Origin of the sequence: Pseudooceanicola pacificus, from assembly GCF_009789075.1 — a bacterium.
In the GTDB taxonomy this organism is placed as follows: Bacteria; Pseudomonadota; Alphaproteobacteria; order Rhodobacterales; family Rhodobacteraceae; genus Pseudooceanicola; species Pseudooceanicola pacificus.
Genome location: NZ_WNXQ01000005.1, coordinates 21,868 through 41,680, shown reverse-complemented (window position 1 = coordinate 41,680; position 19,813 = coordinate 21,868). Strand labels below are relative to the sequence as shown.

Annotated in this window: 18 protein-coding genes; 14 read left to right on the top strand and 4 right to left on the bottom strand. The window is 63.7% G+C overall.

Going from position 1 to position 19,813, the window contains the following annotated elements; translation table 11 throughout:
• Positions 1-95: 95 nt before the first annotated feature.
• From GLS40_RS10255 to GLS40_RS10245, 3 genes are all read left to right on the top strand, one after another.
• The gene (locus tag GLS40_RS10255; RefSeq protein ID WP_160382688.1) at positions 96-1,013 is read left to right on the top strand and encodes a LysR family transcriptional regulator; all 918 of its coding nucleotides are present in this window, start codon (positions 96-98) and stop codon (positions 1,011-1,013) included.
• Positions 1,014-1,147: 134 nt separating this feature from the next.
• Positions 1,148-2,305 (top strand): TAXI family TRAP transporter solute-binding subunit, encoded by a 1,158-nt coding sequence (locus GLS40_RS10250; RefSeq protein ID WP_160382687.1) that lies wholly within the window; start codon positions 1,148-1,150, stop codon positions 2,303-2,305.
• Between the two features lie 57 nt (positions 2,306-2,362).
• Positions 2,363-4,285: a TRAP transporter permease gene (locus tag GLS40_RS10245; RefSeq protein WP_160382686.1), complete on the top strand. Its 1,923-nt coding sequence runs from the start codon at positions 2,363-2,365 to the stop codon at positions 4,283-4,285.
• 12 nt (positions 4,286-4,297) lie between these two features.
• On the opposite strand, the gene GLS40_RS10240 is transcribed toward GLS40_RS10245, so the two are convergent.
• Positions 4,298-4,966: an NIPSNAP family protein gene (locus GLS40_RS10240; RefSeq protein ID WP_160382685.1), complete on the bottom strand. Its 669-nt coding sequence runs from the start codon at positions 4,964-4,966 to the stop codon at positions 4,298-4,300.
• A gap of 437 nt (positions 4,967-5,403) precedes the next feature.
• Here GLS40_RS10240 and GLS40_RS10235 point away from each other — a divergent pair, with 437 nt between their 5' ends.
• The 5 genes from GLS40_RS10235 to GLS40_RS10215 all read left to right on the top strand — a co-directional run bounded on the left by GLS40_RS10235 (position 5,404) and on the right by GLS40_RS10215 (position 10,402).
• Positions 5,404-6,396, top strand: coding sequence for a phosphotriesterase family protein (locus tag GLS40_RS10235; protein ID WP_160382684.1), 993 nt, complete (start codon positions 5,404-5,406; stop codon positions 6,394-6,396).
• Positions 6,397-6,476: 80 nt separating this feature from the next.
• On the top strand, positions 6,477-7,457 hold the full coding sequence (locus GLS40_RS10230; RefSeq protein WP_160382683.1) for an ABC transporter substrate-binding protein: 981 nt from the start codon (positions 6,477-6,479) through the stop codon (positions 7,455-7,457).
• Positions 7,454-8,278, top strand: a complete 825-nt coding sequence (locus tag GLS40_RS10225) for an ABC transporter ATP-binding protein (protein ID WP_160382682.1) — start codon at positions 7,454-7,456, stop codon at positions 8,276-8,278. Before GLS40_RS10230 ends, GLS40_RS10225 begins: the two co-directional genes overlap by 4 nt.
• Complete coding sequence (locus GLS40_RS10220; RefSeq protein ID WP_160382681.1) at positions 8,275-9,036, top strand: ABC transporter permease; 762 nt, start codon at positions 8,275-8,277, stop codon at positions 9,034-9,036. Before GLS40_RS10225 ends, GLS40_RS10220 begins: the two co-directional genes overlap by 4 nt.
• 457 nt (positions 9,037-9,493) lie before the next feature.
• A complete protein-coding gene (locus tag GLS40_RS10215; protein ID WP_160382680.1) occupies positions 9,494-10,402 on the top strand; it encodes a DMT family transporter in 909 nt (302 codons plus the stop codon).
• Here the strand turns inward: GLS40_RS10215 and GLS40_RS10210 are convergent.
• Positions 10,399-10,578, bottom strand: coding sequence for a 3-keto-5-aminohexanoate cleavage protein (locus GLS40_RS10210; RefSeq protein ID WP_235905878.1), 180 nt, complete (start codon positions 10,576-10,578; stop codon positions 10,399-10,401). The genes GLS40_RS10215 and GLS40_RS10210 overlap by 4 nt on opposite strands.
• A 120-nt stretch (positions 10,579-10,698) precedes the next feature.
• On the opposite strand from GLS40_RS10210, the gene GLS40_RS10205 reads away from it, so the two are divergent.
• Entirely contained in the window at positions 10,699-11,769 is a 1,071-nt protein-coding gene (locus GLS40_RS10205) for a GlxA family transcriptional regulator (protein WP_160382679.1), read from the top strand.
• A gap of 41 nt (positions 11,770-11,810) precedes the next feature.
• On the opposite strand, the gene GLS40_RS10200 is transcribed toward GLS40_RS10205, so the two are convergent.
• Complete coding sequence (locus GLS40_RS10200; protein WP_160382678.1) at positions 11,811-12,854, bottom strand: LLM class flavin-dependent oxidoreductase; 1,044 nt, start codon at positions 12,852-12,854, stop codon at positions 11,811-11,813.
• 32 nt (positions 12,855-12,886) lie between these two features.
• A complete protein-coding gene (locus GLS40_RS10195) occupies positions 12,887-14,368 on the bottom strand; it encodes an aldehyde dehydrogenase (RefSeq protein ID WP_160382677.1) in 1,482 nt (493 codons plus the stop codon).
• 142 nt (positions 14,369-14,510) lie between these two features.
• Between GLS40_RS10195 and GLS40_RS10190 the strand changes: the two genes are divergently transcribed.
• The 5 genes from GLS40_RS10190 (at position 14,511) to GLS40_RS10170 (ending at position 19,808) form a co-directional block, all read left to right on the top strand.
• Positions 14,511-14,912, top strand: coding sequence for a RidA family protein (locus GLS40_RS10190; protein WP_160382676.1), 402 nt, complete (start codon positions 14,511-14,513; stop codon positions 14,910-14,912).
• Positions 14,909-15,712 carry an alpha/beta fold hydrolase gene (locus GLS40_RS10185; RefSeq protein ID WP_235905877.1) on the top strand — a complete coding sequence of 268 codons (804 nt, stop codon included), beginning with the start codon at positions 14,909-14,911 and terminating at the stop codon, positions 15,710-15,712. The genes GLS40_RS10190 and GLS40_RS10185 overlap by 4 nt, the downstream gene beginning before the upstream one ends.
• Positions 15,709-17,814 carry a CoA transferase gene (locus GLS40_RS10180; protein ID WP_160382675.1) on the top strand — a complete coding sequence of 702 codons (2,106 nt, stop codon included), beginning with the start codon at positions 15,709-15,711 and terminating at the stop codon, positions 17,812-17,814. The genes GLS40_RS10185 and GLS40_RS10180 overlap by 4 nt, the downstream gene beginning before the upstream one ends.
• 13 nt (positions 17,815-17,827) lie before the next feature.
• Entirely contained in the window at positions 17,828-18,430 is a 603-nt protein-coding gene (locus GLS40_RS10175; protein WP_160382674.1) for an amino acid synthesis family protein, read from the top strand.
• A gap of 382 nt (positions 18,431-18,812) precedes the next feature.
• Positions 18,813-19,808, top strand: a complete 996-nt coding sequence (locus GLS40_RS10170) for a YeiH family protein (RefSeq protein WP_160382673.1) — start codon at positions 18,813-18,815, stop codon at positions 19,806-19,808.
• Positions 19,809-19,813 lie beyond the last annotated feature (5 nt).

The following is a 19,813-nucleotide window of genomic DNA, read 5'->3' as shown; positions in this document are numbered from 1 at the left end:
TTGACCCCGGTTTAGCGGCCAAAGTAAAATTCAGTCCATGCCGCGGATACGATACGTCGTATCCATCGAGCGAATACAGCAGCGGAGCAGGCGAAATGGAAGATCGGTCAGAAATGCTGTTGCGCCACTTGAGGACCTTCGAACAGGTCTACAACGAACGCAGCGTATCCAGGGCGGCCGAGGTGCTCGGCCTGAGCCAGCCGAGTGCCAGCCGCCACCTGGCGCAACTTCGCACGCACTTCGGGGATCCGCTCTTCGTCAGAACCTCGCGCGGGATGGAGCCGACACCGCTTGCGACCGAAGTCATGCGCACGGTGCGCAACGCGTTCGACTTGCTCGACAAGGCCATCGGCACGCAGCAGACATTCGACCCGCGGAGTTCTGAACGGGTCTTTCGCATCGGCCTGACGCATATCACGCAGATGGTCGTGTTGCCCTTGCTGCACCGGATCCTGATGGAGGAAGCCCCGATGATCCAGCTCTACGTGGTGGACGTGGATGCAACGACGGTCGCCGGGCTGGAGAGCGGCAAGACCGACTTCCTTGTCGGCTATGTACCTGATATCTCGGACGGCTATTTTCAGCGCCGCCTTCTGACGCGTGATTTTGTCACCCTTGCGCGCAAGGATCATCCGCGGATCGGAACGACGATGACCCGCCAGGACTTCGAACGCGAGCGCCATGTCATCGTGCACGCAGAGGGATCCGGCATGCAACGCGCAGAAGATGCGTTCCGCGAGCAGAACATCGCGCGGAACGTCGCCATGCGGATATCCGACTTTCACAGCCTGCGCACTATCATCGGGGAATCCGATTTCATCTCGACCGTGCCGCGACCGGTCGGGGGGGTGCTTGCGAAGGGCAGCAACCTGCGCGTTCTGGAACACCCGATCCAGTTGCCCACATACTTGGTCCGCCAATTCTGGCACGAGAGGTTCCACCTCGAACCGGGCAACGTCTGGCTCCGCCAGAAGGTGGCAAGCATCATGCACCCGAACGCCCGCCTGGTCTGAAAAGACTATTCGGAAAGCGAATACTCGGTATCGACCCTATTGCATGGACGCGCTTGTGTCTTGGAGGCTAGTTGCTCTCCGGCACGTGCCGATCCGGCGCGAACGGCAAATGCCGATAGGGAGGGAATTGCTCGATGAAACGGATTACGAGCGCCATTGGCGCGATGATGCTGGCGGCCGCGGTACCGCTGGTTGCTGCCGCTCAGGACGCGCGCTTGCCGAATACTCTTTTCTGGACGACCTACGACACAGGCGGCAGCAACCACGCCACAGCTGTTGCGCTGAGCTCCATCCTGAAGAAGGAGCAGGGCGTCAACATGCGGATCCTGACGGCCGGCAACGGCACGGCGCAGCAGACCACGCTGCGGATCGGCAAGTCGGACTTCGTCCTGGCGGGGTTCGACGTGTACTTCGCGCAAGAAGGCGCGGTACTCTTCGGAACACGGGAGTGGGGGCCGCAACCGGTTCGCCTCGTCGTGACCTCCAACCCGAATGACAGCCAGGCTCTAGCCGTGGATCCGGCACTCGGGATCGCGCATCCCAGCGAGCTCAAGGGGCTGCGCATCGCCTATGTCGAGGGTTCGACCTCGATCGACCAGGCATTGAACGCCCTGATCATGGGGTGCGGAGGACTGGACTGGAGCGATGTCGAGAAGGTCTCCGTGCCCGGCTTTGGCGCCTCCGTGGATGCTTACATCAACGACGATGTGGACGTGTATTACACGGTCACCGGCTCATCGACGTCCATCAAGGCCGACAGTTCGAGCCGCGGCCTGGGCTGGGTGCCGATCCCGCACGACGACGAGGCATGCTGGTCCGCAATTCGGGCCAGCGACCCGCGCTGGATCAAGAAGGTGGCCACGGAGGGTGTCAATGTCCCGAGCAGTGGCATTGAACTGGCAGCGTCGCCGGACATGATATTGAACACCTATGCCGACCGTGACGCAGGTTATGTCCACGCGATGGTCAAGGCGATCTATGACAACTTCGAGACCTTTAAGGCATCAGTGCCGAAAGCCTATGGCTTCGCCACGGATCGCCAGTTGCTGCCATATGTGGTGCCCTATCACGACGGCGCGGTGCAGTACTTCAAGGAAGCCGGTCTTTGGAGCGACGAGGCACAGAAGGAACAGGACCGCCTGATCGAACGCCAAAATGTCCTCAAGGCGGCATGGGACGAGGTCGTCGCTCAGGATATCTCGGACGACGCGGACTTCGCCAAGGCTTGGCAGAAGCTCCGTCGAGAGCGCCTCGAAGAGGCCGGTTTCTCGGTCACTCTGGCATCCTGGTAACAGACACTGGAGGGGGCCGCGGTATCGACCGCGCCCCCACCCCCCCGGGAGAGCCCAATGCGCGTGTCGTTTGTCCTAACTGTTGTGTCCGCGCTCGGACTGATGCTGGTCGTGAACCAGACGTTCGTCTTCTCACGCGGCATCGACTTCGTGATCGACTCTCAGACGTTCATGTATGTCCTCGCGGCGATACTGTTTCCGGTAGTTTTCCTGGTTCGCCCGACCACAGGAGACAAGGCCGGGCCCATCGACTGGGCACTGTTCTGTGTCGCGACCGGCGTCTTTGCTTATCTGGTCGTGCATGCGCATGACATCATCTATTCCAGTTGGCAGTACATCTCGCCGCTCGAGGCAAGGATCGTCGCGTTCATAGGCTGGCTCGTGCTGATCGAAGGCGCGCGCCGCACCAACGGCTGGCCGCTGACGGTCGTGGTCGTGGTCATGTCGCTCTATCCCTTGATCGCCGGGCTGCTCCCCGGGTCGTTGCAGAGCGTCAACACGCCGTTCTGGGATCTGTTCGGATTCCACTTCTTCAGTTTCGAAAGCGTCTTCGGGGTGCCCATGAAGGCCTTCGCCGACCTCGTGATCGGTTTCATCGTCTTCGGCCTGACCCTGCAGCACACCGGCGCCAGCCAGTTCTTCAACGACGTGGCCTTTGCCCTCATGGGGCGCGTGCGCGGAGGGGCCGGGCATGTGGCTGTGATTTCCAGCGGCATGCAGGCCTCGATCAGCGGCAGCGTCATCTCGAATGTGATGACCAGCGGCTCTGTCACGATCCCCGCGATGAAGCGCACCGGGTTCAGCGGCACCTATGCCGCCGGGGTCGAGGCCGTGGCCTCGACAGGCGGCGTGCTTACCCCGCCTGTCATGGGAACCACGGCTTTCATCATGGCCACCTTCCTCAACGTGCCCTACTCCGATATCGCACTGGCTGCGGCGGTGCCGGCGGCCCTGTTCTATTTCGGCCTGCTCCTGCAGGTCGACTGCTATGCTGCCTCGCGGCGGCTGAAACCGCTTCCCGAGGACCAGATACCCACACTGGGGGCCGCGTTCCGCGACGGCTGGCACTACATGCTGGTCTTCGGGACTTTGATCTACCTTCTCGTACAGGGCATGAACGAGAGCAGAGCCGCCTTCATCTCCACCGGTCTTCTGCTTGTGGTGAACCAGTACAAGAAACAGCACAGGCTCGACCTGGCGGGGTTCGTCCGGCTGCTGCAGAACATCGGGCGTGGGCTGGCAGAGATCATTGCCGTGATCCTCGCGATCGGCATGATCGCGGGCGGACTCTCGGCAACCGGCGTGCTCAGCACCCTGTCCACCGAACTTGTCTATCTGGCCGGCGACACTCCTATCGCACTTCTGGTGATGGGGGCACTTTCCGCCTTCATCCTCGGTATGGGGATGACCGTTTCGGCCTGCTATATCTTTCTGGCCATCGTGCTGGTCCCCGCCCTGGTCCAGATCGGCTACAACGCAATCGCGGTGCATATGTTCGTCATGTACTGGGGCATGTTGTCCTTCATTACCCCGCCGGTCGCCATCGCGACCTTCGCCGCTGCCTCGATCGCGCAGGAATCTCCCACGAAAATCGGGTTCCAGGCCATGCGTCTCGGCAGCGTGCTATACTTCGTGCCGTTCTTCTTCGTCATGGAGCCGGCGCTATTGTTGCAGGGAACCTGGCCCGAAGTCGCAAAAGCGATCTCGACCGCGGCAGTCGGGATCGCGGCTATCGCCTGGGGACTTCAGGGCTACGTGCACCGTGTAGGCACCTGCGCCGCCGGCCCTCTCGGTTGGCTGGAACGGGGCGGTCTCATCGCAGGTGGCCTGCTCCTGGCATCCCCCGGCGTGCCTTCCCTCGGCCTCGGGCACATTGAAATCGCGGTCATCGGCCTTGCCGTGATCGCCGCTGCGGTTGTCTTGATGGCGGTGACCCCGGGACTCCAGCGTCAGATTGCGCCGCGTGACGCGCTGCGCTGACCGGACCAACCCTCAGCGCAGCGGTGAGAGGGCCAGGGGTCGGAGGAATTCGTGTCTGAGAACTCCGTCCGGCGGAGTGGCCCGACCGCGCTCGTGCCGCATGATCGTGACCTGCGCCCCGACGTCCCGCCCGGAGGCTACGGACCAACGTCCAAGCACCTCCGCTCCGGACACCGCGACCTCGGCGGCCGAAAACGAAAGTGAATGGTAACACGACGCGAAGATCGCTTCGGACGGGTCCTGATGGCCGACGGGGACCTGTGTGCGACCGAGTAATTCCTCGACCTCCGGACTCAGGTCCAGGGCGCGCAGGAAAAAGCTCTGCTGACGCAGGATCAGCGGAAAGCACTTGGGAACGAAGCGGGAATTCCAGTCTGCGTCCTCGGCAAGAGCGGCACGCGCTCTGGCCCGGTGCTCCATGTCCGCATATGGCCAGAGGTGATACAGACGGTTGAGCGCTCCGTTGTCCGTAAGCCAATATCCGACCATCGGAAGATGGCGCGTGACGTACTGCACACCATCGGTTCGAAAGGTCTCGAGGTACGCAAGGGCTTGCCCAGGCTTCAGATCGTAGGCGCGTAATTCGTGTATCACGGTCGGTCCTTGTTCCACGCGGGTCAGATGCCCGCGATCAAAGCGTCCCTTTTGGATAGCACTGCGTCGCACTTCATCTAACTGCACGACGTGGATTGTGGATATTCGTCTGGCGAACCTGACGCGCCGTGTGGCCAGAGGCACCAAGCGCCTCGGGAACCGCGCAAATCCATGAATGCCGATGCCGCCCGCCCTGACGTATTTCGGATGGCTCTGGCCCTGTCACCTTGCAGACACCACATGGCATGCCGCTGCGCCGAAAGACGATGCGTCAGGCTGGACAGCTCATGTCACGTGCCCCGGAAACGCGCGCGCAACGAAGGTGTGCCGGACCCAAGGCGCTCTATCGTGGGGAGAATGGACAGGCACTGACCTATCCCCTGCAGAGTTGCAGCCCGTCCAAGACCCGGCGTGCCGGCTGAAAAGTGACAGCGCACTATTCGCCAGGCAAATGCCGCTTATTTGCGCACAGACCTCGCGCGAATGTGGCGCAGCCGATAGCCTGCTGCTCGGAGGGACCGAAAATGAGAGTATCGACTGTAACAGGATCAGTTCACCCGAACGAACTCGGTCGCGTTTTGGTTCATGAACACCTGCGGGTAGCATTCCCCGGCGCTGAGCTGGAGGCCGGTTATATCTTTGACCGGGCCGGCTTCGTCGAACGCGCTGTCGACCTGATACACCGTCTTAAGGCGCAGGGCATAGGAACGATCGTCGACGCCAGCCCGATCGAGCTTGGCCGCGACCCGGAGCTGATGAGGGAAGTTGCGGAAAAGGGCGAGATCAACGTCATCTGCGCCACCGGCTTCTACACGGAAAAGGTCGGCCTCCCGGGATACTGGCGCATCAGATCGGCAGAGGATATCGCCGCGCTCTACATCAACGAGATCGAGAACGGATGTCTTGAAACCGGCATACGTCCGGGCGTGATCAAATGCGCGACGAGCAGACAGGCGCCAAGCGATCTTGAGCGCAAGGTGCTTCGGGCCGTCTGCATCGCCCACAAGGCGACGGGTCTGCCGATCATGACCCACACCGAGGACGATCTGGGCGCGCCCGAACAGCAGGAGATCTTCGCCGAAGAGGGTGTGGCGCTTGACCGGTGCCTGATCGGTCACTGCTCGAACAGTGCCGAGCCGGCGTATCATCGTCAGGTCTGCGAGAACGGTTCCTTCATCGGATTCGACCGTATCGGAATGGCCTTCCGCCACCCCGATACAGTGCACGCCGACAATATCGCCCGATTGATGAAGGACGGTTTCGTACGCCAAATCATGATGAGCCAGGACCGGTTCGTGGAATTTGCCGGCAAACCGTTCCGCCCGATGCCGCAAGCGGACTGGGACGAACTCAGCCGGATGGACCATCTCGTCGACGGCTTCCTACCGCTGCTGAAGCAGAGAGGGGTAACCGATGCCCAACTGGACATCATGCTGATTGACAACCCCCGCCGGTTTCTGACCGGGGCGGGCATCCTTGAAACACAGGAAAACAACACGGAGGAGACCACGAAGTGAATTTTCAAAACATACTGGCAACCACTGCGGTCGCCGTTTCGCTGACGGCCGGTTCGGCGGTAACCGCGGAGAACCTGACCATGGTCAGATCATCGCCCTGGGGCATGGACAGTGCGCAGTTCACCTTTGGCGAAGAGCTTGGCTATTTCGCCGCCGAGGACATCAACATCGATTACGTCGTCGCGCAGGGGTCGCTTGCCGCAGTCCAGCAGGTCGTGGGGGGGCATGGGGACCTTGGCTATCTCAGCCCTGAATCGCTCGCCGTGTCCTTTCAGGACGGCAACGATCCGCTGCCGGTTGTGCTGACGTACAACGCCTACCCCAAGACGGTGTGGGAAGTGGTTGTTCTGCAGGACAGCCCGATCACCGATTTTGCCGGTCTGAAGGGCAAGACGATCGGCGTCGGCACGAATTCTTCGGGCAATGTGCCGTTCACCAAGGCCGCGCTCAACGCTGCGGGTTTCAGCGATACCGACTACCAGTTCCTGGCGGTGGGCTTTGGACCCCAGGCATTCCACGCGCTGACGTCGGGCCAGATCGACGCGCTCAACCTGTTCCACACGATGCACGAAAGCCTTGCGTCATCGGGCACTGCAATTCGCCGCCTATCCTATCCCGAAGGCTTCCGCGAGGTGCCCAGCAGTTCGATCTTCTTCGGCACGGATTTTGTGCGGGAGAAGCCCGATGTCGTTGCCGGTTTCGGGCGGGCCCTGGCAAAGGCGAACCTTGCCTGCAAGACGAACCCGGAAGCCTGTGCGCGGTCGCTGTGGCGCGCCATGCCAGAACTGCGCGTCCCCGGCTCGGAAGAAAAGGCGCTGAAAGGGGCCGTGGCCACGATTAACGTCAACTTCGACCACATGCTTCCCGACTTCGTGAAGCCGGGCGAATACGGCGCGTTCTATCCGGACTCGGTCCGCGCCTTGCTGGAGGCAGCAAAGGACGGTGGTCTTCTGGCATCGGCCGACATTCCGGACGACAATATCTTCACCAACGAATTCGTCAGCCAGTACAACGATTTCGACGCGGACGAAGTTATCAAAAGGGCCAGGGCCGCGGAATGAAGACGCAACACGAGGAGGACGCGACGGCACTGCCGTCCGTCCTGCGCTTTGATGCCGTCGGGCTCAATTACAAGACCCGCAGCGGCACCACCACGGCCCTTGAGGGGCTGAATATCGATATTGCCGAGGCTGAATTCGTCTCGGTTCTTGGCCCGTCCGGATGCGGGAAATCGACACTGATGAAGATTGCCTCCGGTCTACTTCCGACGACTTCGGGGTCGGCAAAGCTGAGCGGCCAGGTGATCACCGGTCCGAATCCCGAGGTCGGCGTGGTCTTTCAACAGCCGACCCTGCTTCCGTGGAAAACCGTGCTCGAAAACGTGTTGATGCCGATCCGGAGCCTCGGACTTCCGCAAAAGCAGTACCGGTCTCGCGCGATGCAGCTGCTCGATCTGGTCAATCTCTCCGATTTTGCAAACAACTACCCCTACGAGTTGTCGGGCGGCATGCAGCAGCGCGTCGGCATCGCCCGGGGACTGGTACATGACCCCAAGGTTCTCCTGATGGACGAACCCTTCGCCGCGCTCGATGCAATGACGCGAGAGACCATGATGGGTGAACTGCAGCGCATCTGGATGGAGACCCGCAAATCGGTCCTCTTCATCACCCATTCGATTCCTGAGGCCGTCTTCCTGTCGGACCGTGTTGTGACGCTGTCGCAGAGGCCGGGACGCGTGATCGACGACCTGCGCATCGACCTCCCCCGCCCGCGTCAGTTGCAAGATATGACCAGCGCCGAATTCGGCGCGCACAGTGCGCGACTTCGGCAACTGTTCGTCGATATGGCCAAATCCGCCGATCCGCAGGAGGCTACCGCATGAAAGCCACTCTTCAGAACATCGGACTGTTTCTGATCAGCGGAACGCTTCTGATCCTGTTCTGGCAATTCTGGGTGGTCTGGTTTGAGGTCCCCAGTTACTTCCTCCCGTCTCCCGAAGCGACGGGCGAGGCGTTGCTGTACGGATTGTCAGGCCCGTATTATCCGCATATCTGGGCCACGCTCAGTGCGACCCTCTACGGCTATGTTCTGGGCTGCGGACTGGCTATCGTCACCGGGGTGATCGTCGCGGAGACACCGCTGGTAGAAAAGATCCTCACGCCCTATATCGTCGCGCTGCAGGCCATTCCCAAGGTTGCCCTGGCGCCACTGATTATCGTGTGGTTCGGCTATGGGTTGTCTTCCAAGGTCATCATGGTTGCGATGATCTGCTTTTTCCCGGTCTTCGTGAACGTGGTGGTCGGGATCAAGGCGACGGATGCCAATTTGATCAGCCTTTTCCGGGCCTTTTCGGCATCGCGCTGGATGATGCTCTGGCATCTCAAGCTGCCTGGCGCCGCTTCGATGATCTTTGCAGGTCTGCAGGTTTCGATCGTGTTCGCCCTGATCGGAACAATTGTGACCGAATTCGTGGCCTCCAAGCTCGGCCTCGGGGTGCTGATCAGCAGCTCCATGACGAACCTGAACGTGGCCAACATGTTCGCGATCATCGTTCTTCTCGCAGTGCTCGGCATTGCGTTGAACGAAATCATGCGGGTGGTGCATCGCAGAGTTGTTTTCTGGGAGTCGAATCGGAACTGACCACCCCGCCCTTTGCCGGGGTCGGGGCGTCAGGGAAATTGCCCCTTCCGATGACCGGTTTTTCCGATCGCCCGGCAATGAAAGCACGCGCCCGGGCGGCATCCGCCAGCTTCCGCAAAAGCGGCTGGCGGCTGCCGCGCGGTTCGAACCGCCGGGTGACGCCTGCACGATGGATGGCGGGTGTCGCCTGAAGTCGCGGCCCGGGGGGCGATACGGCATTCATCGACGCCCCCCGTGGCCCGACATTCGCATGTGTCGCCCCCGCCCCGACAGGCATCCCCCGCGAAGGCCATTGACCCAGGACGGCCAAGGCAATAGGCCCGGGTCGCGGGATGATGGCGTCATCTCGTTTCCCGATCAGACCGTCCTGGACGCCCGGACTCGTTCGAACATCCTGTCCGTTGCAGCGGGGTATCTCATGGCATTTGCGACCGCCGCCCACCCGGGAAAAACCGATATGGACAAGCGTCTTGGCATGGCCACGATGTGCATCGCCATGGTCTTACTGCCGATGGGGGACGCCATTTCGAAATCGCTGACCGCCTATGCCGCGCCGTTCGAGGTCACGGTCTGGCGGATGATCGCCCAGGCGGTCTTTTTCCTGCCCGCCGCCGTGCTGATGCGGCGCCATTTTCACGGGTCCATGTTCTCGCTCGGCTCGTTCCTGTCCGCCTGCCTGATCCTGACGGTGACGCTGTCGCTGATCACCGCCTTTGCCACGATGCCGATCGCGACGGCCATCGCGATCTTCTTTGTCGAGCCGCTCTTGCTGACCCTTCTCGCCGGGCCGTTCCTGGGCGAGGTGCCGGGCTGGCGTCGCTATGCCGCCGTGGGGGTCGGCCTGATCGGCGCCCTGGTTGTGATCCGCCCGAACTTCATCACCTTCGGCCCGGTCGCGCTGCTGCCGCTGCTGGCGGCGCTTGCCTATGCGCTGAACATGATCGTCATGCGCAAATCCACCCGCGCGCGGTCGGCGCTGAGCTTTCAGTTCGGCGCTTCGATGTTCGCGGCAGGGCTTGCGCTGGCTGTGCTTGTGCTCGCGTCATGGCTCGGGGTCGGATTGACCGGCCTGACCGCCCTGCCTGGCTGGGGGCCCTGGGCCGTGGCCGGTGCCGGGGCATTGGCGATGGTCGCTTTCCTGATGATCACCTTCGCCTTCAGCAAGGTCGAGGCCAGCCTGCTTGCACCGTTCCAGTATCTCGAGATCGTCGGCGCGACCGCGGTCGGCTATCTGGTGTTCAGCGAAATACCTGACGGGATGACCTTCCTCGGCACGGCGATCATCCTCGCCTCGGGCGGGTATGTCTTCCACCGTGAACGCGTCCGCGACGCTGATGGCACGCCCCCGCGCGCGGAGGAACCTTAAGACCCCGGCCTTGCACCGTATGGCCGGGGCAAGGCCCCTGGACGGCCCGGCATCGCCCTGGCCGCTTCGATTGCCGCATCGGCGCTCTCTTCGGGTGTCACCGGCACGTGTCGGATCTTGCCGGTGGCATCGCCCGCCCCGGTGACGGCGCGGGTCAGCACGACTTCGCAGTTCATTCGGACACGCTCCCCTTTTCCTCGGCTTGGCGCTCAGGGGGGCAAGTATTCTGTCGATTATCCGCCACGTCTTTCGCTAGGATGACGAAAAATCGCACCTCGATACAAAGGACGATCGCCGTGGAAATCGATGTCTCGCCCAGGATGGCGCGGGCGCAAACACATGCCGTCTTTATCGTTGTGCCAAGGTTCAACATCACCACGCTGATCACGATGATCGAGGCGATGCGAATCGCGAATTATCTCGCACCGGCGCCGATATTCTCGTGGGAGGTTGCCTCCTTCGACGGCGCCAGGATCACGGCCAGCAACGGGATGACAACCGCGGTCGGTGTGGCGGACGACGGCCTGGCTGAGTCCGAATTCGCCTTCGTTCTGGGCAGCTGGGGGACGGAACATTACACCAACAGGACACTCATCGCATGGCTGCGCAAACGCGCCCGCGCCGGCACGCTCATCTGCGGGGTCGAGCTGGGGTGTTACATCGTGGCCCGCGCCGGACTTCTGGATGGCAAGCCGGCGACGATCCACTGGTCATGGCTGAACGGATTCCGCGAGACCTTCGACAATGTCGAGGTGCGCGAGGGGCTGTTCACGCTCGACGGCAAGGTGATGACCTGCGCGGGCGGGCTGGCCGGTGTGGATCTGATGCTGCGCCTGATCGAAGAGCGCCACGGCAGCAGCTTTTCGGGCGAGATTGCCGACCAGATGCTGCACCACCCGATCCGCACCGCCACATCGCCGCAACGGCGCACGATGGGGCACGGCACCGAGACGATGCTGCCGCTGGTGCGCGAGGCGATGACCCTGATCGAGAACAATATCGAAGAGCCTCTGACCGTGCCCGAAATCGCGGATCTGCTCGACGTGTCGCAGCGCCAGCTGGAACGGCAGTTCAAGAAGCATGTCGGGTGCACCGTGGTGCAGTTCGGGCTGCTGAGAAGGTTGCAGAATGCGCGGCTCCTGCTCATCTCGACCCAGCTGAGCATCCGTCAGATCGCCACCGCTTCGGGCTTCAACACCCTGTCACATTTCGCGTATTCCTTCGGGAAATTCTTTGGCCGCCGCCCGTCGGATTATCGCGAGGCCTGGCCGGAAAACGAGCCCGCGCCCAGTTGGCCGGTCTCGCTTACCGATTTCCTGAACACCCTGAACAAGGCCCCGGCCAAGGATCAGGCGGACCGCAGCTGACGCAGTGCGCCCGGGCGCGCAGGTCGTGACGTCTGTCGACATCACCGAGCCTCTCTGAATTCCGGCATGACCTCTTTCACGAACATGCGCAGCGAACGCTGTTGCGCCTCGTGGCTGAGGCCCATGGAGGCGTAATAGATGAATTCGTTCACCCCCAGGGCCTGATAGTCCTTCAATTTCCGAATGGCCGTGTCGGGGGAGCCGAACATCAGGTTTTCCTCCAGCATCGCGGGGTCGTATTGTTCGCGGCCTTCCAACTCATCCAGGGGAATGGCTTTGGGGAAGCCATTGACCACGTCGCCGGTGTTGCGGAACAGGTTTTCGAACTGGCTGAGCAGGCGGCGGATGGCATTCAACGCCTCTTGCCGGTCCGCGTCATTGTCGTAAAGGCAGGCGTGGCGCATCAGGGCAAAGCGCGGGCTCCAGCCATTGTCCGCCTTGGCGATCGCCTCGTTCAATTGCCGCATGTAGAGTTCCGCTTCGGCGAAGGGACGGGTCAGCGGCCAGCAGTTGACGTTGCATTTCTCGCGCACGGCATAGTCGTAGGTGATGGGCGAGCGAGCGGCGACCCAGACGGGCACCTCTGGCTGCACCGGCTTGGGCACGGAGGTAGAGGTGGGAAAGCTCCAGTACTCGCCGTCATGGGCATAGTCGCCACGCCACAGCGCGCGCACCGCCGGCAGCATTTCCTGCATGTAGCGCCAGGCGTCCGACTGTTTCAGCCCTGGCCGCATCCGGTCGAACTCACGCTGATAGGCGCCCGAGCCGATGCCGAATTCCAGCCGCCCGCCGCTGATCAGATCGACAAACGCCGCTTCGCCGGCCAGGTTGATCGGATGCCAATAGGCCGCCGTGGCGACGGCCGTGCCCAGGCGAATGGTGCTGGTCTCATGCGACCACCAGGTCAGCAGCTGAAAGGGATTGGGCGCAATCGTCATTTCAAGCGCGTGATGCTCGGCGGCCCAGACGATATCAAAACCGCCCTCTTCCGCGATCTGCACCATCTCGAGCGTGTGACGCGCCACGTCTTTCATGTCGTAGCTGTCGTCGATCCGCTCCATGTTCACGGCCAGCTGGAATTTCATCTTGATTCTCCCTTCTCGATTCCCGGGGCGGCTCAGCGCATCACAAACGGGTTCGCCATCGGCTCGTCCGAGGTATTCACCCAGACCGTTTTGGGGCGGGTGTAGTCATGGATCGCCTGGAACCCACTTTCGCGGCCGAAGCCCGACCCTTTGACCCCGCCAAATTCCGCGATGGGTGACACCACGCGGTAGGTGTTCACCCAGACAATCCCCGCCTGCACCGCATTGGCCATGCGCAGCGAGCGCGCCGAATTCTGCGTGAAGATGCCCGCCGCCAGCCCGTGTTCGGAGTCGTTGGCCAGCTCCAGCGCCTGCTCTTCGGTCTTGAAGCGCTGGACGGTGAGTACAGGCCCGAACAATTCGGTATCCACGATCCGCAAATCCTGACGCGGGCATTCGATGATCGTCGGCTCGTAGAACAACCCGCCCATGCCATCGGGCTGTCTGCCCCCGGCCAGGACCGTGGCGCCCTGCTCTTGCGCATGGGCCACCTCGCGCTGGATGGTCTCCAGCTGCGCGCGGGTGCACAGCGGCCCCATCTGGGTGTCCTCTGCCAGCGGATCGCCGATCACGATCCGGCGCGTCAGCGCGGTCATCCGCGCCAGAAAGTCATCCGCGATATCTTCCTGCAGGTAGAGGCGCGACCCCGCCACACAGCTTTGCCCCGTGGCCCCGAATATCCCCGCGATGGAGGCGTTGACCGCGCTTTCGATATTGGCGTCCTCGAACACGATGAACGGGGATTTCCCGCCCAGCTCCAGCGAGACTTCGGCAAAGTTGCGCTTTACGTTCTCCAGCACGTGGCGCGCCGCATTCGGCCCCCCGGTGAAGGACACGCGCGCCACCAGGGGATGGCCCGTCAGCGCCCGCCCGCAGGGTTCGCCATGCCCGGTCACGATGTTGACCACACCGGGCGGGATGCCTGCCGCCTCGATCAGTTTTCCGAATTCCAGCATCGGCGCGCTGGCATGTTCCGAGGCCTTCAGCACCACGGTATTGCCCGCCGCCAGGGCCGGGCCGATCTTGACCGCCACCAGAAAGAGCTGCGAATTCCAGGGCACCACCGCGGCCACGACGCCCAGCGGTTCACGCTTGGTGAAGACGAACATGTCGGGCTTGTCGATGGGCAGGGTCTCGCCACTGACCTTGTCTGCACAGCCCGCGAAAAAGTGAAAGAATTCCGCGATATACCTGGCCTGCCAGCGGGTTTCCTTGAGCATCTTGCCGGTATCGAAGGATTCCGTGCGCCCCAGCCCCTCGGACTGGTCGGCCAGCAGATCGCCCAGCCTGCGCAGGCATTTGCCCCGCTCTGTCGGTGTCATCCTGGCCCAGGGGCCTTTGGTAAAGGCCCTGTGCGCCGCCTCGACCGCGCGGTTCACATCGGCTTCCGTCGCCTCCGGCACGCGGCTCCAGACCGCGCCGGTGCTGGGGTTCACGCTGTCGAAACTGCCGCCGTCGGATGCATCCACCCAGGCGCCGTCGATCAGCATTTGATAGGTCCTGATGTCATCCATCGCAAAAAACCCTCCGTGATGTGAGTCCCATTCATGGCGGCTTTCTCGCCAGGGATTCGGGAAAAAACGACACCATCTGTCGAAAAATCCGGAACTCTCCTTTTTGGATCGGGGCACGGTGAGCCGAAAGGAGAGCCGCAAGATGGTCGAGAAAAAGCAAGTCATCGGGGGGCCGCTGGAAATCGGCGGGCGGGTTCTGTCGCTCTCGCGGGCCGTTCGCGCGGGCGATTTCGTCTTTCTGACGGGGCAGGTTCCGATGCGCGACGGTGTGCCGATGACAGGGGGCAGCGTGCAGGATCAGACCCGCGCCGTGCTGGATGAGATCACCGCGACTCTGGCCCAGGCAGGCTGCACCCGCGACGACGTGGTCAAGGCCATGGTCTGGCTGCGCGAGCGCGCCGATTTTCCCGGTTTCAACGAAGTCTACGGCGCATATTTCCCGGTAGACCCGCCGGCACGATCCGCCGTTGTCAGCGACCTGCTGGTCGACGTGCGGGTGGAGGTCGAGGTCGTCGCCCACAAGCCCCTCGGGGGCAAGGCATGATGGCCCTGGCACCCGACGGCACGCGATTCGCATTGTCAGGCCCGGCGGATGCGCCGGTTGTCGTGCTGATCCACGGTCTGGGTCTGAACCGGATGTGCTGGCAGTGGACCACCCCGGCCCTTGCCCACAGCTACCGCGTTCTGACCTACGACCTTTACGGGCATGGCGGCTCTGCCATGCCGCCTGAAACGCCCAGCCTGTCGTTGTTTTCCAGGCAACTGGCCGGCCTGCTGGATCACTGCGGCAGTGATCGCGCCGTGATCGGCGGCTTCTCCCTGGGCGGCATGATCGCGCGCCGTTTTGCTCAGGATGCCCCCGGCAGGACGCGGGCCCTGATCATCCTGCATTCCCCCCACACGCGCAGCGAGGCCGCACAGGCCGCGATCCTGAAACGGGTGGAACAGGCGCGCGACATGGGGCCGGCTTCCACCGTCGAGGCCGCGCTGGAGCGGTGGTTTACCGACCCGTTCCGCGCCGCCAACCCCGGGATGATGGAGACCGTGCGCGGCTGGGTAACGGCCAATGACATGTCGATCTACCACAGGAACTACAGCGTTCTGGCCACCGGCATTGACGAGATCGTGGCCCCTGACCCGGCGATCTCTTGCCCCGCCCTGGTCATCACGGGCGACGAAGACCACGGCAACGGCCCCGACATGACCGCCGCCATCGCCGCTGAAATCGTAGGCGCCCGTACCGTGATCCTGCCCGGCCTGCGCCACATGGCCCTGGCCGAGGCCCCGGATGCGGTGAACGGGCCGATCCGGCAATTCCTTGACGCATTGAGCCCTGCATCATGAGCACGCAAATCCTGAAAGGCCTGCGCGTCCTGGACCTGAGCCGCATGCTCTCGGGGCCCTATTGCACGATGCATCTGGCCGACCACGGCGCCGAGGTGATCAAGATCGAAGGCGGCAGCGGCGACACCAGCCGCGGCAACGGCCCCTTCCGCGACGACGATCCCGGCCAGGACTGGGCCGGGTATTTCGTCAGCCTCAATCGGGGCAAGAAGAGCGTCCGGCTCGATCTGAAATCCGAAAGCGGCAAGGCCGGTTTCCGCAGGCTCGCCGCGACCGCCGATGTGATTGTCGAGAATTTCCGCCCCGGCGTGATGGACCGCCTGGGCCTGTCCTTCGAAAGCCTCTCGGCGGATAATCCCAGACTGGTCTATGCCGCGATCCGCGGCTTTGGCGATCCGCGTTCGGGAGCCAGCCCCTACAGCGACTGGCCGTCCTATGATGTCGTGGCCCAGGCCATGGGCGGGTTGATGGCCATGACCGGCCCCGATGCCGCGACGCCAACCACGACCGGCCCCGGCGTGGGCGATATCTTTGCCGGGATGATGATGGCCTTTGGCATCATGGCGGCCCTGCGCGAGGCCGAGGCAACCGGCAAGGGCCAGTTTGTCGATGTCGCCATGTATGACGCGATGATCTCGCTTTGCGAACGCATGGTCTATCTGCATGACATGACAGGCGCGGTGCCGGGTCCCGAGGGCAACGGCCATCCCTTCCTGGCCCCCTTCGGACTGTTTCCGGCCAGCGACGGGCATATCGCCCTCGGCATTGTGGATGATGCCTTCTGGCGGCGCTTGGCGGAGCTGATGGACCGGCCCGATCTGGGCGGGGATCCCCGCTATGCCACCCGCGCGGCGCGCTCTGCCAATGCGGTTGAACTCAACGCCCTGGTGGCCCGCTGGTGTGGCGGGCGCAGCAAGGCCGAACTGACCACCCTGCTGGGCGGCGAGGTGCCTTTCGGGCCGATGAACACAATCGCCGACATCGCAGCCGACCCCCATGTCGCGGCGCGTGGCATGCTGGCCCGCGTCGCGGCACCCGGACGGGCCCCCTGGACAATTGCCGCCAATCCCTTGCGTTTCGCGGCGCATGGTCATGGCCCGCTCTCTGCCCCGCCAAGCTTGGGCGCGGATGACGCCCTGCTGGACAGCCTGACCGCCCCCGCACAGTCCGATGCACAGGCCAGACGCGCCCTGCGCAACGCCTTTGGCAGCTTTGCCACCGGTGTGACCGTCGTGACAACGCGCCAGCCGGACGGCACGCCGCGCGGGTTCACCGCCAATTCGTTCACCTCGGTCTCGCTTGATCCGCCGTTGCTGCTGGTCTGCATCGCCAAGGCGGCGCTGTCCTGCGATACCTTCGCGCAGGCGGATCATTTTGCGGTCAACATCCTGACGGATCGGCAAAAGGAGTTCTCGGGCCTTTTCGCATCGCAAGCGGCCGACAAATTCGCCCTCGCGACTTGGCATGCCGATGCGCAGGACATGCCCCTGATCGACGGCTCTCTGGCCAGTTTCAGCTGCGCGCGGCATCGGCTGGTGGATGCGGGCGACCATCTGATCCTGATTGGCCGGGTGCTGCAATTCGCAACCGCCGAAGGCACGCCGCTGGGATTTTACAAAGGGGCCTATTTCGACATCGGCATGGACGACGCATTGGTCGACGCCGCCGCCGCGGCCGGCAGCGTTTCGCTGGGCGCGGTTCTGGCCTGCGAGGACCGGATCCTGCTCTGCGAGGATACCTCGGGCAAGCTGTCGGTGCCCGCGGCCCCGGCGCGGACACGCTCGGCCGAGGGGCTGACGGATCACCTCAGACGCATTGGCCTGACGGCCGACCTGGATCACCTTTACGCGGTCTACCAGAACAGGCCGGATGCGACCCAGCACATCATCTATCACGGTGTCGTTGCCGGGGACGCGCCCGGAGGCATGCGGTATTTCGCGCTCGACGCCCTGCCCTATGACCGGGTCAGAGCCGAGGCCGAGCGCTCGCTGCTGCGCCGGTATGTCCAGGAATATCAATACGGTGCCTTTGGCATCTATCACGGAACCGAGGTCGAAGGGGTGGTTCACGCCATTGCCGGACGCCGGAATTATCATGTCTGACAGGAGACCAAAGATGCTGCCCGAACTGCGGAAAATCGTTACCTTCGACGAAGACATTCACACCGAAGGTGGCCGCGCAGCCGACCCCGTCCTGCGCATGATCGGGGTGGCTGCCGTGGTCAGCAACCCCTGGGCGGGCCGCGGATTTGTCGAAGACCTGTCGCCCGAGATCACCCGCATGGCGCCCGTTCTGGGCGCGCTGCTGACTGACCGGCTGATCGCATTGGCCGGGTCCGGGGACGCCATCCAGGCCTATGGCAAGGCCTGCATCGCGGGAACCGGCTGCGAGGTCGAACACGCCTCTGCCCTCATCCACACCCTGCAGTTCGGCAACTTCTATCGCGAGGCCGTGGGCGCCAAAAGCTATCTCGGCTTCACCAACACCCGGGGCCCGGCGAATACCCAGATCCAGATCCCCCTCATGGACAAGCACGATACCGGCCGCCGGTCCCACTATCTGACGGTGCAGTTTTCGATCTACGACGCACCTGCGGTGGACGAACTGGTGGTCGCATTGGGGGCCGCCACAGGCGGGCGGCCGCATCACCGGATCGGGGACCGGTATTCCGACCTGGCCGTCATGGGCCGCGACGTCGAAAATCCCGCAGGTGTGTAGAAGCCGGGATCGGGGACTTGGGCGATGGCGGTCTGCCGCTGGTCACGAACTCGGGCCAGATGGACGGGTCCGCGCCCCGGCCTCGAAGCGGCAGAGGGCGGGGACGGGGTGGCCTGCGCCGCCCGCAAGCGGCCCCGGCCAGGCGCAGCGCGTCGCCGATGGAGGCTTCGGGCGCCCCGGCCAGCGTCTTGTCGGTCTCGGGGCCAGCTTGCGGCGGCCTTCGAACGAGCCGGTCCGCCCCCGATAGCGCGGGCACCGATCCGCAACCCGTCCGCGCCGGATCGGGTCATATTCGCCGCCGCACCCCCTTCAATCCGGCGGGAATGCGGCGCAGGATCGCCGCGCGTGGCCGCACCCGGCCCGCAGCCCGCGAAGGACGCACATGCCTGACACCTCCCCCCTGTCCACCCGCGCCCGGCTGGAACTCGTGGCCCCGGGGCTGGCGCTCTGCCTGATCGTGGCCGCCGCCGCGCGGTTCCTGTCGGAACATTACGGCGCCCCGCAGATGCTGTTCGCCCTAATGCTGGGCATGGCCCTGCATTTCCTGATGGAGGAAGGGCGCAGCGCCGCTGGCGTGGATTTCGCCGCGCGCCACATCCTCAGGATCGGCGTGGCCCTGCTGGGCGTGCGGATCACCTTTGACGAGGTCGGCGATCTGGGCGCGCCGGCGGTGCTGTGGATGGCGGGCGGCATTGTCCTGACCATCGGCTTTGGCGTGCTGGCGGTGCGCCTGACCGGGCAGAACAGGCGCTTCGGCCTTTTGTCAGGCGGCGCCGTGGCGATCTGCGGCGCCTCTGCCGCGATGGCCATCGCCGCCGTCCTGCCCCGTGATGCGCGCAGCGAACGCGACACCATCCTGGTGGTTGTCACCGTGACGGCCCTGTCGACCCTGGCCATGATCATCTACCCGACGGTGACGGCGGCCCTGGGGCTTGACGACCGGGCCGCGGGAATCTTTCTGGGCGGCACGATCCACGACGTGGCGCAGGTGGTGGGCGCGGGCTACTCGGTCTCGCCCGAAACCGGCGACACGGCAACCATCGCCAAGCTGTTCCGCGTGGCCATGCTGATGCCGGTGGTGCTGATCATCGGCCTGGGCACCCGCGCGGGCGGCGGGCCCAAGGCGCCGCTGCCGATGTTCGTCCTGGGCTTTGCCGCGCTGGTGGTCGCCAACTCGCTGGGCGCGGTTCCACCCGTGGCGGCCGAATGGCTTTCGACCGTCTCGGGCTGGTGCCTGGTGACCGCCATCGCGGCGCTTGGCATCAAGACCTCGCTCAAGGCGCTGTTCGAGGTCGGCTCCGCCCCGCTCCTCCTGCTTCTGGGCGAAACACTGGTGCTGGCGCTCTGGGTCGGGCTGGGGCTGGGGCTGGGTGTCTGAGACTT

Excerpts from the sequence above, each read along its gene's own strand:
- GLS40_RS10255 (WP_160382688.1), top strand. The coding sequence starts at position 96 with ATGGAAGATCGGTCAGAAATGCTGTTGCGCCACTTGAGGACCTTCGAA.
- GLS40_RS10250 (WP_160382687.1), top strand. The coding sequence starts at position 1,148 with ATGAAACGGATTACGAGCGCCATTGGCGCGATGATGCTGGCGGCCGCG.
- GLS40_RS10245 (WP_160382686.1), top strand. The coding sequence starts at position 2,363 with ATGCGCGTGTCGTTTGTCCTAACTGTTGTGTCCGCGCTCGGACTGATG.
- GLS40_RS10235 (WP_160382684.1), top strand. The coding sequence starts at position 5,404 with ATGAGAGTATCGACTGTAACAGGATCAGTTCACCCGAACGAACTCGGT.
- GLS40_RS10230 (WP_160382683.1), top strand. The coding sequence starts at position 6,477 with ATGGTCAGATCATCGCCCTGGGGCATGGACAGTGCGCAGTTCACCTTT.
- GLS40_RS10225 (WP_160382682.1), top strand. The coding sequence starts at position 7,454 with ATGAAGACGCAACACGAGGAGGACGCGACGGCACTGCCGTCCGTCCTG.
- GLS40_RS10220 (WP_160382681.1), top strand. The coding sequence starts at position 8,275 with ATGAAAGCCACTCTTCAGAACATCGGACTGTTTCTGATCAGCGGAACG.
- GLS40_RS10215 (WP_160382680.1), top strand. The coding sequence starts at position 9,494 with ATGGACAAGCGTCTTGGCATGGCCACGATGTGCATCGCCATGGTCTTA.
- GLS40_RS10210 (WP_235905878.1), bottom strand. The coding sequence starts at position 10,578 with ATGAACTGCGAAGTCGTGCTGACCCGCGCCGTCACCGGGGCGGGCGAT.
- GLS40_RS10200 (WP_160382678.1), bottom strand. The coding sequence starts at position 12,854 with ATGAAATTCCAGCTGGCCGTGAACATGGAGCGGATCGACGACAGCTAC.
- GLS40_RS10195 (WP_160382677.1), bottom strand. The coding sequence starts at position 14,368 with ATGGATGACATCAGGACCTATCAAATGCTGATCGACGGCGCCTGGGTG.
- GLS40_RS10190 (WP_160382676.1), top strand. The coding sequence starts at position 14,511 with ATGGTCGAGAAAAAGCAAGTCATCGGGGGGCCGCTGGAAATCGGCGGG.
- GLS40_RS10185 (WP_235905877.1), top strand. The coding sequence starts at position 14,909 with ATGATGGCCCTGGCACCCGACGGCACGCGATTCGCATTGTCAGGCCCG.
- GLS40_RS10180 (WP_160382675.1), top strand. The coding sequence starts at position 15,709 with ATGAGCACGCAAATCCTGAAAGGCCTGCGCGTCCTGGACCTGAGCCGC.
- GLS40_RS10175 (WP_160382674.1), top strand. The coding sequence starts at position 17,828 with ATGCTGCCCGAACTGCGGAAAATCGTTACCTTCGACGAAGACATTCAC.
- GLS40_RS10170 (WP_160382673.1), top strand. The coding sequence starts at position 18,813 with ATGCCTGACACCTCCCCCCTGTCCACCCGCGCCCGGCTGGAACTCGTG.